We start from the raw sequence: 12,181 nt of genomic DNA, 5'->3' as shown, positions 1-12,181 counted from the left end.
CGTGTGACAAGTTTCGCCGTCGGCTCACTGGTGCAGGCCCGTGGCCGGGAGTGGGTGGTCCTGCCCGACAGCTCGGCGGACTTCCTGGTGCTGCGCCCTCTCGGCGGGACGGAGGACGACATCGCCGCCGTGCTGCCCGAGCTGGAGGACGTGCGCTCGGCGAGCTTTCCCAAACCGGACCCCGAGGACCTGGGCGACTTCAGCCGCGCGTCGCTGCTGCGGTCGGCACTGCGCATCGGCTTCAACGCCAGTGCGGGCCCCTTCCGCTCGCTGGCCGGTCTCTCGGTCGATCCCCGTCCCTACCAGTACGTGCCGCTGCTGATGGCGATGCGGCAGGAGGTCGTGCGGCTGCTGATCGCCGACGACGTCGGTATCGGCAAGACCGTCGAGGCCGGGCTGATCGCGACCGAGCTGTTGGCGCAAGGCGAGGCCCGAGGGCTGACCGTGCTGTGCAGCCCGGCGCTGGCCGAGCAGTGGCGTGAGGAACTGAGCGACAAGTTCGGGCTGCGGGCCGAACTCGTGCTGCCCAGCACCGCGACGCGTCTGGAGCGCACGCTCATCGGCAACGAGACGGTGTTCGAGCGTTACCCGTACACGGTGGTGTCCACCGACTTCATCAAGTCCACTCGCCGCCGTGACGAGTTCATCCGGTCCTGCCCGGACCTGGTGATCGTCGACGAGGCGCACACCTGCATCGGGACGGACGACCGCACGGGCACCGCCCGCATGCTCCGGTACGAGTTGCTGCGCAAGCTCGCCGACGACCGGGAGCGTCACCTGGTGCTGGTGACCGCCACCCCGCACAGCGGCAAGGAGGAGGCGTTCCGCAACCTCCTCGGCCTGCTCGATCCCGAGTTGGCAAACGTGCATTTCGACGACGAGCGGGGACGGCGTCGGCTGGCCGAGCACTTTGTGCAGCGCCGCCGTGCCGACATCCGCGACTACCTGGACGAGGAGACCCCGTTCCCGAAGGACCGGGAGAGCAAGGAAGTCGCCTACCGGTTGAGCCCGGCCTACCGGTCGCTGTTCACCAGCGTGCTGGAGTTCGTGCGCGAGCAGGTGCGGGATGAGGCCGGTGGAGTGGTGCGCCAGCGGGTGCGGTGGTGGTCGGCGCTGGCGCTGCTGCGCGCCCTGGCGTCCTCGCCGCGCGCGGCGGCCAAGACCCTGCGCACCCGTGCCGCTGCCGGTGCCGCCGACAGTGCCGAGGAAGCCGACGAACTGGGCCGCGCCACGGTGCTCGACCAGGCCGACGACGAGGCGATCGAGGCCGCGGACGTGACGCCGGGCGCGGACGCCGAGGTCGAGGACGACGACACCGCGACCCGCAGGCGGCTGCGTGACTTCGCCGCCCGCGCGACGAAGTTGGAAGGCAAGGACGACACCAAGCTGGCCTTGCTCACGAAGACCCTCAAGGGCCTGCTGGCCGACGGCTACTCGCCGATCGTGTTCTGCCGGTTCATCGACACCGCCGAGTACCTGGCCGAACAGCTCACCGGCAAGCTCGGCCGCGGAAAGTCCGTTGAGTCGGTCACCGGCACCCTGCCGCCCACCGAGCGCATCGGCCGGATCAGGGAGCTGACCGACAAGCCGGGACAGCACGTCCTCATCGCCACGGACTGCCTGTCGGAGGGCGTCAACCTCCAGGAGTACTTCAACGCGGTCGTGCACTACGATCTCGCGTGGAACCCGACCCGGCATGAACAGCGGGAAGGCCGGGTGGACCGGTTCGGGCAGAAGCCGGGCAGCATCGTGCGCGCCATGACCGTCTACGGCGCGGACAACGGCATCGACGGCATCGTGCTGGACGTGCTGCTGCGCAAGCACGAGAAGATCCGCAAGGCCACCGGTGTGTCCGTTCCGGTGCCCGCGGAGACCGACAACCTCCTGCACGCGTTGATGGAGGGTTTGGAGCTGCGCGGCGACAGCCAGGCCGACCAGCCGATGCTCGACTTGGGGTTGCTGCCGGAACGCGAGACCCTGCACCGCGACTGGGAGAGCGCCGCCGAGCGCGAGAAGCGGTCCCGCAGCCGGTTCGCGCAGAACACGATCGACCCGCAGGTGGTCGGCGAGCAGGTCCGCGCCGTGCGTGACGCCCTGGGCACCCGCGCGGAGATCATCGAGTTCACTCGGGAAGCGCTGCGCGCGCTCGGCTCCACGGTCATCACGAGCGAGGTGGAGGTGGCGCCCGCCGCCTTCACGGCCACGACGGCCGGGCTGCCGCCCGCTCTGCGGGAAGCGCTGCCCATTAGGCGAGCCGAGCCCTTGCCGTTCCACCCCGACCTGCCGTTGCCCTCGCCCAAGCACGCCGTGCTCACCCGCACCGATCCGACCGTGCAGGCGGTGGCCCGGTTCGTGCTCGACATGGCGTTGGACACGACCAACGGCGAGGCGCGGTTGCGTCCCGCACGCCGCTGCGGCGTGGCTCGCACGAAGGTTGTAGCCGTTCGCACGACGCTGTTGCTGGTGCGGTACCGGTTCCACCTGGTGTTGCCGTCGCGCTCGGGCGACCGGCCCTTGGTCGCCGAGGACGCACAGCTGTTGGCCTACCGGGGAAGCCCGAGTTCGTCGGAGTGGCTGTCGAAGTCCGAAGTGGACGAACTGCTCGCCGCGACCCCCGACGCGAACATTCCTGTGGACCAGGCCCGCACGTTCGCCGAGCGTGCGGTCAAACGCCTCGACGACGTGATCCCCGAACTCGACCGGAGGGGCGAGGAACTGGCCGAGGAGCTGCGCGCCAGCCACCACGCCGTCCGCCGGGCCGCGGGCGCCCGTGTGCGCAACCTCAAGGTCACCGTTCAGAAGCCCGCCGATGTGCTGGGCGTGTACGTGTACCTGCCGATTGCCGATGGGGGCGCTTCCGCGTGAGCACCGAGACCTTCACCTCCATCCGTTCCATCGGCGGCCTGCTGCCCGCCGACCTGCTCAACCGGGTGTCGCTGGGCCTGGGTGGACGCGCCGAGGCCGTGAAGGACCTCGACGGCTTCACCACCGACGCCTACCACCTGGGCGGCGAACGCATCCGTGACGCCGCCAACCGCTCGTGGAGCTACCTGACCGGCCAGTGGGCCCGGTTCCAGGACGAGCTGGGCCGCCGCCCCGACGACGTGTCCGCGGCCGTGACGCGCAAGCTGTGGACCGAGCTGCTGTTCGCCCAACTCGGCTACGGGAAGCTGGACGCCGCGCCCAGCGGCGGCCTGGTCGGCGACGGCAAGTCGTTCCCCATCAGCCACCGTTGGCACACCGTGCCGATCCACCTGGTCGGCTGGAACACGCCCGTCGACAAGCGCAGTCCCGGCACCAAGGGCGCGGCCACCGCCGCGCCGGCGTCCATGGCGCAGGAGTTGGTCAACCGCTCCAACGAGTACCTGTGGGCGGTCGTCAGCAATGGTCGGGTCGTGCGTCTGCTCCGCGACTCCACGTCACTGGTGCGGGCGTCGTATGTCGAGTTCGACCTCGAAGCGATGTTCGGCGGCGATCTCTACAACGAGTTCGTCCTGCTGTTCGCGCTGCTGCACCAGTCGCGGTTCGAGGTGCTGTCCGAGGACGGCGGCCCGGCCGACTGCTGGCTGGAGCGGTGGCGCACCCAGTCCATCGAGCGTGGCCAGCGGGCGCTGGACCAGCTCAAGGACGGGGTGGTCGAGGCCATCAACATCCTGGGCACCGGCTTCATCCGCCACCCGGACAACACTGATCTGCGTGAGCAGTTGCGTTCGGGCGCACTGCGCGCCGAGGACTACCAACGCTCGTTGCTGCGCGTGGTCTACCGGCTGTTGTTCCTGTTCGTCGCCGAGGATCGCGGAGCCCTCCTCGACCCGGACGCCTCCGAGGACGCCAAGGACCGCTACAACGACTACTTCTCGTCGGCGCGGCTCCGGACGGCGGCCGTGCGGCGACTGGGGACGCGGCACGGCGACCGGTGGAAGGCGCTGCAACTGGTCCTGCACGCACTCGGCGGACCCGAGGTCGATGAGAAGGGCGAGTTCGTCGGCGAGGCGTCCGCGAACGGCCTCCCCGGTCTAGCGTTGCCCGGCCTGGGCGGCATCTTCCAACGCGGGCCGCTGGACCGGCCCCTGCGGGACGCGACCTTGGCCAACCAGGACCTGCTGGCGGCGGTGCGCAGCCTCTGCGTGCTCAAGGGTGGCACCGGGCCCCGGCGGACCGTGGACTACCGCAACCTCGACGCCGAGGAACTGGGCAGCGTCTACGAGACTCTGCTGGCGTACCTGCCGCGCCACGACCCGGACGAGCGCACGTTCCGGCTGGAGGTGTTGGGAGGCAACGAGCGCAAGACGACCGGCTCGTACTACACGCCGTCCTCGCTCGTCGAATGCCTGCTGGACTCCGCGTTGGAGCCCGTTCTCGACGACGCTGTGAAGGGCAAGGCGACTCGGGAGGAGCAGGAAGCCGCGCTGCTGGCGGTGACGGTGTGCGACCCGGCTTGTGGGTCGGGGCACTTCCTCGTCGCCGCCGCCCGCCGCATCGCCAAGCGCCTCGCGGCCGTGCGGACGGAGGAGATCGAGCCGTCCGCCGACGACGTGCGGCACGCGGTGCATGACGTCATCGCCAAGTGCATCTACGGCGTGGACCTCAACGACTGGGCCGTGGAGCTGGCGAAGGTCAGTCTGTGGATGGAATCGCTGGAGCCCGGCAAGCCGCTGAGCTTCCTCGACGCCCACATCAAGGTCGGCAACTCCCTGCTCGGCGTCACGCCGAAGCTGCTCGCCGACGGCCTGCCGGACAGCGCCTTCAAGGCGCTGGAGGGTGACGACAAGGCGGCTGTCGCAGGGTTGAAGAAGCTCAACGCGAGCGAGTATCGCGGCAACACAATGGACCTGTTCGGCAGCTCTGCGATCGACACCAGCAACCGGAAGTTGGCGAAGCAAGTCACCGAGATCACCGCACAGGTGCCGCGCGCGCTGGCCGACGTCCACGTGCAGGCCATGCGGTATCGAGGCTACTCGCAGTCGCCCGACTTCCAGCACCGCAAGGAAGTCGCGGACGCCTGGTGCGCGGCGTTCGTCGCGCCGAAGAACATCGCCCCCGGCGCTGAGCTGGCGGCGGCGAAAGCCGACCGGGCCGCCATCGCCGGCCCTTGGCCGCTGACCTACCAGACCATCATGAACCTGGAGGCCGAACCGGACCGCGTCGATCCGGGCACGCGCGAGCTGGTGCGGAAGCTGACCGAGGACTACCGCTTCTTCCACTGGCACCTGGAGTTCCCCGAGGTGTTCCACGTCGGCGACGACGCCCGTGACGCCGACGAGAAGACCGGCTGGTCCGGTGGCTTCTCCTGCGTGCTGGGAAACCCGCCATGGGAGCGCGTGAAACTTCAGGAACAGGAGTTCTTCGCCGCCCGTAGTGAGAAGATCGCCAAGGCTCCGAACGCGGCTGCACGCCGCAAGCTCATCGCCGCACTGAAGACGAGCGAGAGCGAGTCGGAGCGCGCCATGTCGGCGGACTTCGAAGCCGCCAAGCGCGAAGCGGAAGGCGTCAGTCACCTGCTACGCGACTCCGGCCGGTTCCCGCTGACCGGGCGCGGTGACGTCAACACCTACGCCGTGTTCGCGGAGAGCGCCCGAATCGTCGTCGGTGAGTACGGCCGTTTCGGCATGGTGCTGCCGACCGGTATCGCCACCGATGCGACCACCCAGTATTTCTTCCGTGCCATGGTCGACACGTCGTCGCTGGTGTCGTTCTACGACTTCGAAAACGAAGCTTTCCTGCTGAGTCGTGCGGTGGACCACCGCGTCCACTTCAGCCTCCTGACCGCAGGCGGTCGGCGTGTACGAGTTGACGAAGCACGGTTCGCGTTCTTCATCCGCTACATGCGCGATCTCGACTCGAATGCCTTCTCTATGCCGCCATCTGAAATTCTATTGATCAACCCGAACACCGGCACCTGTCCGATGGTGCGCAATCGCCGTGATGTAGAGATTTTGCTTGAGATTCATCGCCGTCTTCCGGTGTTGGTGAATGAGAGGAGGGTTGACGGAAATCGGTGGGGATTTCAATTCTTGGAGATGTTCCACTCGGCGCATGACTCTAAGGCTTTCATTTCTCCGGTAGACGTGACTTCACGATCGGGTGTGCTCGATTTCTATGAAGCTAAGCAAATGCACATGTATGATCACCGCTGGGCGTCATATATGGGTAATGAGCTGGTAGCGGTCGACAGATCTGACCCGATGTCGGTTGCTCGTGGTCGCTATCTCGTGGCGAAACAGTATGTGGCTCCGAAGCTGGCAGGTCGATGGCAGAAACCTTGGCGCCTGGTGTGGCGGAACGTTTCTAATAGTACCAATGAGCGTACGCTGATCTCGGCGATTATTCCTGAAGTAGTCACCAGTGATAAGCTGCCTGTTGCAACTCTCTCTGACCCAAGATTCGCAATCCATCTGGTTGCGGTGTGGAGTTCCTTCGTGCTCGATTACGTGGCCAGGAGGAAGATTGCGAGTGCTACGGTAAATGTGCACTACGTCAAGCAGCTTCCGATTCCGTCGCCTGATGTCTTTCACTGGGCGCCGGCGTGGGCGAAGCAGGTATTGGGTGAATGGGTTAAGGATCGAGTGTTTGAACTCGTCTTCACTGCCTCCGATCTGAAGGCCTTTGCGCTTGACATGGGGCATGAAGGTGAGCCCTTTGTTTGGGATGACACTCGACGCGCGCTCTTGAAGGCAGAATTGGATGCCGCCTTCTTTCATGTTTACGGTGTAAGTCGCGGTGATGTTGACTACATCATGGATACGTTCCCGATCGTCAAGCGCAAGGATGAGGCGGCGTTCGGCGAGTACCGCACTAAGCGGTTGATCCTTGACGTCTACGACCGGATGCAGAAGGCGATCGACGCGGGCGGGGATTATCGGACGATTCTTGATCCTCCGCCGGGTCAAGGGGAGCGTCATCCGGAACAGTGAAGAAGGGGCGGATGGGCCGCCCCTTCCACTTACCGGTACGCCTTGATCATGCTTACGAATGTACGGAAGCTATTCGCGCTGATTTGTACGCACATGCCTTCTGGCTGCTTTGAGTCGCGCAGTCGGACAACTCGTGAGTCCCTCGCCACTTCAACGCAGTTGGAATCGCCGCTATGGCTGCTCTTGCGGAACTGCGTAGGCGTAGTCATCTATGCGCCACCTCACTCTCCGTCGTGGTCGCGCGCGATGGACGTCATCAGCCACAGGGAGTCTTGTTCGTCCAGCGCCACGTCCCTCAGCTTCTCCACTGTGAGCCTATAGCTGGCGACACGGAGAGGATCATCCAGGAACAAGCCTGTCGCACGGTCTTCGACGTGGACAAGCGCTGGGTCACCGGCGAACTCCAGTAGGACGAACTGGCCGAGCAGCCCGGGGTGAGCCACCACGTCGCTGGGCAAGACCCGTATGGAGATGTGTGGCTGCTCGCTGAGGGCGATCAGGTGGCGCAGTTGTCGGGCCATGATCTTCGGCCCGCCGAGCGGGAGGCGCAGCGCGTACTCGGAGATGATCAGGTTGACTTGCGGGGGAGTCCGTCGCCCGAGGATCGTCTGACGTGCGAGCCTTCGCCTCACCCGCGCTTCGACGTCCGGCTCGTCCGTGTCGAGCATGAGGGCTGTGATCGCGGCGAAGGCGTACTCGGCCGTCTGAGCCAGGCCGGGCACCAGCATCAGCTCAAAGTTCGTGACCGTCGTGGCGCGGGTCTCGAAGTTCAGGTAGGTACGACTCTGCACTGTGGGGTTGCTGCCCTCGACCAAGCCGAGGCCGCTGCCTCCTCGCGCTTGGTCCAACAAGCGGTCGCGCTCGGCACCGGTCACGCCGATCACGGTGAGGATCGAAGCGACCTCCTCGATGCTGGGCTGTCGCTTGCCGTTCTCCAGTCTGCTGATCGTGGCGGCCGAGACACCGATCCCCTTGCCGACTTGATCGAGATTCAGCTTCGCGGCGCGGCGCAGCCGTTCCAGTTCGAACCCGATTTCCCTGGTAGTCACGCCTGGCTTCTGCTTCACCACGTTCTCTCCCCTTGCGTAGCCTGCAAGGAATGAGATCACAAGATCGTCTTATAATGGCGCTGAGCAGCGAAAAGTCACCCAGAAGTGGCACTGCAAGACGTTGCCGCTTGCCTGTGAGGGCTGCCATTCTCAACCAGGTCGAGGGGAGTGGTCATGGAAAGCCCATCTGGGGTCAAGCGGGTTGATGGCGCGTTGCGGCAGCACTTGGCAGCGCTGTTGATCGGCGTGCTCTACGGCGATGACGAGGACTCGCTGAGGATGGCGCGCACGGAAACGCACCGGCTCGTCGACGCGGTCACGCTGTGCCTGGGCACGCATCCGCTCGACGAGTCCGGCGGGTGCACGGCGTGCCGGGCGACGGGTTGCGTGCTGCGCGACGACCTGCGTCAGGCACTCCGGCCGATACTCACCGTCCCCGTTGCCGGCGGCTGAGCCGGGCCTCCTTCGGCCGGCCGTCCAGGGGCGGCGCGGGCGGCGCTTCTCCGAGTGTTCTCCCCGCCCGCGTCGTCCCGCCCTTTCCGGGAGGTGTGAGAAGTGCTCGTCCACAGGCAACGGCAGGTGCTCGTCGATCGGACGATCACCAACCTGCTCGGTCTGTCCTGCCTCGTCTCACCCGCGCAGCGTCGTGCGGTGCTCGCCTCGCTGAGCATGACGAACCAGGTCCTCGCGCGGTGGGTCCGCTGCACGCGGATGTTCCCCGTGCTGTTCAGCGCGGGCGTGCTCGGTCAGTTCGGCGCGCTGCTGGCGATCGGCGCGCGTGCGGAGCCGGTCATCCCGCACACGCTGTTGCTCGTCGGCATGGTCCTGCTCGCCGTGGGTGGGCTCCAGTGCTGGCAGGTGGCCCGGCAGGCGTTGGACGTGGCGGTCGGGGCGTGCCTGGCGCCGGAGCCACAGGCCGACACAGCCGTGCCGGACCGAGGCAGTGTCGACGGCACCGCGTCGAGCCAAGCTCTCGCGAGCCGCGTCGGGCGGTCCACCGGCTGATCACGGGTGGACCGCCCGACGTCGATAGGGTCAGATTCCCCGCCACACCGGGATCATGTGTTCGCGGCGCGCGTCGGAGGCTTCCTCCCGCTTGAACGAGCCGCCGTCGACGAGGTACACGCAGTCGATGCCCAACCGGTGCAGGTAGGCCAGCCCGTCACGGTCGGGTCTGCTCGGGAACAGCGCCGACAGGCGGGTGACCGGCCGGACGCTGTGCACCGCGTAGTCCAGCAACTGGGCCACGGCCTCACGCACCTTGCCGTGCGTGGGCAGGCTCTTCGCCTCGATGATCTCGACCTCGTCGCCGTTCTCCCGGTAGAGGTCGGCCCGCAGGCCGCTGTCGGTGCGGAACGCGACCAGCTTCTCCGGCTCGCAGAAGCGTTGGTAGATCTCCACAAGACCGGTCTCGACCCGATCGGTGACCGTGGTGGACGCCGACGTGGTGCGCTTGACCTTCTTCTTGTGGGCCTTCTCGACCGGAGTGACCCACGAGCGGCGGACCTCGTCGAGGTCCTTCGCGATCATCTCTTCGAGCTGTGTCTCCAGCACGCTCGTCGCGATGCCGAACTCGCGCAACACCTTCGGCACGTCCCGCTCCCGCAGGAACCGCTGTCCGGGGATCGCGTAGTTCGGCTCGTACCCGCACAGCGTCACGAGGTCGCGCTTCGGGCGCTCGACCATGCGCACGTTGACGACGCTGTACGCGTGGACGAAGCTCTCCTTGTCGCCCTCTTTCCACCACAGCTTGTCGGCGAAGTCCTTGTTGCGGAACACGTATCCGACCTCGCCACAGGCCTTCACCTTGTTGTCGCCGGTGAAGAGGACGACGTCACCGCGCTTCAGTTCCGCCATCATGTCGGCATGGTTCTCGGTCGCGCCCCAGAAGTGCGCGACGCCCGACGGGTGCAGCGCGAGCAGTCGGTCCCGCTGCTCGTCGGTCAGCAGCGGGCCCCGCTCGGCGTCGGCGAAGGGGACCCAGCCCTCGATGGTGTCGTGGAAGTGCCTTCTGGCACTGGCCTTGCCGTAGGAGGGGGCGACGAGGATGTTCGGCGTCACTCCTCGGCCTCCGCCACGTCGACGTCCAGGTCGGCGAGCGTCGCCAGTTCGACGGCGGTCAGCCGCTGCTCGGCGGACGCGCGCCCCTTGGCGTCGAACCTGACGCCCTCGGCCTTCAGGACCACCTTCGGGTCGTCGGTGCGATCCGGGTCCGGCCAGCGGAAGTCCGGTGAGATCTCGCCGCTGAGCTTGAGCACGCGGTGGGCGTTCGGGGTCACCACGTTGGCGAGCCGCGACCCAACGGGGACCTGGTGGGTGCCGATCACCTCCGCGACGTCGGAGTAGCTGGTCCAGCGTCCGGCGGGGATGCCGGCGAGGACCTGGTTCATCCGCCACCACCGGGGCTCCACCGGTGTGGTGTCGGCCGCGTCCGTGGGGCCTGGCCAGATGCGCAACGCCCGCTCGGCGAGCGCCCGGCCGCGTTCCCTGATCTCCTTCGCGCCCCACCGCGACGCCGCCGCGATCTCGCGGTTCATGGCCAGGCCGCTGTCGCCGAGGATCTTCTTCTTGGCGGCGAAGCCGTCGTTGGCGAGCTTCGCGTTGTAAGCGGTGAGGCTGAGGTTTCCCAGCGTGTGCACGAGCTTGGCGTGCAGCTCTTCGGGCGTCTCGTCGCCGGTCAGCTCCTCGGCCAGCATGTCCCGCCACTCCTGGGTGGGAGACTGGGGGAGCACGTGCTCGATGGTCAGCTTCGAGCCGGCGAAGTCGATCGGCTCGCCGTGGCTGTAGTCCTCCTCCAGGCACCGCAGCACGAACGTGCGCTGCGGGCCGCGGCCGATCCAGTAGAAGTTGTTCACCAACACCGCCTCGCGCACATGCTCGTCGGTCGGGAACTTCTTGCGCGGGCCCGACAGGATGCGGGTGATCTCCTCGACCGTCGGCACCGCGTCACCCAGCTCCTTGACCAACGTCATGAGGATGCGGTTGGTGCCGGTGGTGGCGATGCCGACGATCATCCTGCGCACGAGGAAGCTCTCCACGACGCGCAGTGCACGAGCGGCCTCGTAGGCGTCGAGGCGTCCGGCGTGGTGGGCCACCATCACCCGCAGGGCGATGGGGTGCACGACCTGCGCCGCCCAGCGCTTGAGGCGGTCCAACGCCCGCTGGAGGACCGGGTTCGGCTCGTTCTCCGGGGCGAGCACCCGGCGGAACAACCGCGCCTTGTGGTGCAGGTCGACGATCCACGCCTCGATCTCGGCCTCGCCTGACAGCTTGCTCAGGTGGTGTTGTTGGGACTGGTAGATCGCGTCCTGGGTGGCGCGGTCGTCACCGCGCAGCACTAGGTCCAGCCACACCAGCTCTTCGAGCTGCTTGTTCGTCAGGCCCTCTTGCAACGGCAACCACTGGTTGGCGTAGACGTGGTCGGCGCGGGTGGGCAGGCGCATGAACAGGTAGTTGCGCAGCAGGTCGGCCTGGGTGAGCGGCTGGCCGGTGTGGTTGAGCGACTCGAAGATGCGGTGCACGTTGTCGTCCGGGTGCGCCGCGATCTCCACGATGCTGAGCTGCCCGGCGATCGCCTGCTCGATGCGGGCGATGTCGTGTGGGTCGTCGGGGTCGTCGACGGCCGCCAGCTCCTTGCGGAAGAAGCGGTAGGCGTCACCGATCCGGTCGGTTCCCCCGGCGTCGGGCGCCTGTTCCAGCAGTTTGATCCACGACGGCCGGTCGGCCTGCGTCGGCAGCAGCGTGTAGCGCTCTTGGCCGTTGGCGTACCGGTTGAAAAGGTAGAGGTCGTCGATCTTCTCCGCGAGCCGGGCGTCCTGGGCGCGTACGTGGTCGCGGATCGCGCACAGCAGGATCGACAGGGTCGTCAGCCGTTGCTGACCGTCCACCACCAACCACACCTGGACACCGGCCGGTGTGTTGCCCGGACTCGGGGCGAGCACGACCGAGCCGAGGAAGTGTGACGCGGTGCCCCCGCTGTCCGCGACCCCGATGAGGTCCTGCCAGAGCTGGTCGAGATCCTTCCGCTCCCAGCTGTAGGTGCGCTGGTAGAGCGGGACGACGTACTGGCGCTCTCCTTGCAGCAGACTGCGGAGAGTGGTCTCGCTGGCCTTCACCGAACTCCTCAGGCAATCGGGACGCGGCATATTGTCACCGATGGGTGATCTTGTCCACGCATGATGCGATATCGGTGATGATGTAGCCGTTGTTAACGGATCG

8 protein-coding genes are annotated in these 12,181 nt (G+C 66.9%); 4 read left to right on the top strand and 4 right to left on the bottom strand.

The window, feature by feature from the left end; translation table 11 throughout:
• Window positions 1-3: 3 nt before the first annotated feature.
• Window positions 4-2,865 carry a helicase-related protein gene (locus ALI22I_RS04385; protein WP_077004275.1) on the top strand — a complete coding sequence of 954 codons (2,862 nt, stop codon included), beginning with the start codon at window positions 4-6 and terminating at the stop codon, window positions 2,863-2,865.
• Window positions 2,862-6,914 (top strand): Eco57I restriction-modification methylase domain-containing protein, encoded by a 4,053-nt coding sequence (locus ALI22I_RS04380; protein WP_077004258.1) that lies wholly within the window; start codon window positions 2,862-2,864, stop codon window positions 6,912-6,914. The genes ALI22I_RS04385 and ALI22I_RS04380 overlap by 4 nt, the downstream gene beginning before the upstream one ends.
• A 29-nt stretch (window positions 6,915-6,943) precedes the next feature.
• On the opposite strand, the gene ALI22I_RS04375 is transcribed toward ALI22I_RS04380, so the two are convergent.
• Complete coding sequence (locus ALI22I_RS04375) at window positions 6,944-7,123, bottom strand: DUF397 domain-containing protein (protein WP_077004257.1); 180 nt, start codon at window positions 7,121-7,123, stop codon at window positions 6,944-6,946.
• 12 nt (window positions 7,124-7,135) lie between these two features.
• Window positions 7,136-7,984, bottom strand: coding sequence for a helix-turn-helix domain-containing protein (locus ALI22I_RS04370; RefSeq protein WP_077004274.1), 849 nt, complete (start codon window positions 7,982-7,984; stop codon window positions 7,136-7,138).
• Window positions 7,985-8,137: 153 nt separating this feature from the next.
• Here ALI22I_RS04370 and ALI22I_RS04365 point away from each other — a divergent pair, with 153 nt between their 5' ends.
• Both ALI22I_RS04365 and ALI22I_RS04360 read left to right on the top strand, forming a co-directional pair.
• The gene (locus tag ALI22I_RS04365; RefSeq protein WP_143531954.1) at window positions 8,138-8,416 is read left to right on the top strand and encodes a hypothetical protein; all 279 of its coding nucleotides are present in this window, start codon (window positions 8,138-8,140) and stop codon (window positions 8,414-8,416) included.
• A gap of 102 nt (window positions 8,417-8,518) precedes the next feature.
• Entirely contained in the window at window positions 8,519-8,968 is a 450-nt protein-coding gene (locus ALI22I_RS04360; protein ID WP_077004255.1) for a hypothetical protein, read from the top strand.
• 30 nt (window positions 8,969-8,998) lie between these two features.
• Here the strand turns inward: ALI22I_RS04360 and ALI22I_RS04355 are convergent, their stop codons facing one another.
• Entirely contained in the window at window positions 8,999-10,024 is a 1,026-nt protein-coding gene (locus ALI22I_RS04355) for a hypothetical protein (protein WP_077004254.1), read from the bottom strand.
• Complete coding sequence (locus ALI22I_RS04350; protein ID WP_077004253.1) at window positions 10,021-12,078, bottom strand: GmrSD restriction endonuclease domain-containing protein; 2,058 nt, start codon at window positions 12,076-12,078, stop codon at window positions 10,021-10,023. Before ALI22I_RS04350 ends, ALI22I_RS04355 begins: the two co-directional genes overlap by 4 nt.
• Window positions 12,079-12,181: the final 103 nt, after the last annotated feature.

The organism is Saccharothrix sp. ALI-22-I (assembly GCF_001984175.1).
In the GTDB taxonomy this organism is placed as follows: Bacteria; Actinomycetota; Actinomycetes; order Mycobacteriales; family Pseudonocardiaceae; genus Actinosynnema.
The sequence above is the reverse complement of the archived record's forward strand: the minus strand, read 5'-3'. Positions and strand labels throughout refer to the sequence as shown.

Bases quoted from the DNA above. Each gene is read 5' to 3' on its own strand.
- ALI22I_RS04375 (WP_077004257.1), bottom strand. From the start codon at position 7,123: ATGACTACGCCTACGCAGTTCCGCAAGAGCAGCCATAGCGGCGATTCC.
- ALI22I_RS04365 (WP_143531954.1), top strand. From the start codon at position 8,138: ATGGAAAGCCCATCTGGGGTCAAGCGGGTTGATGGCGCGTTGCGGCAG.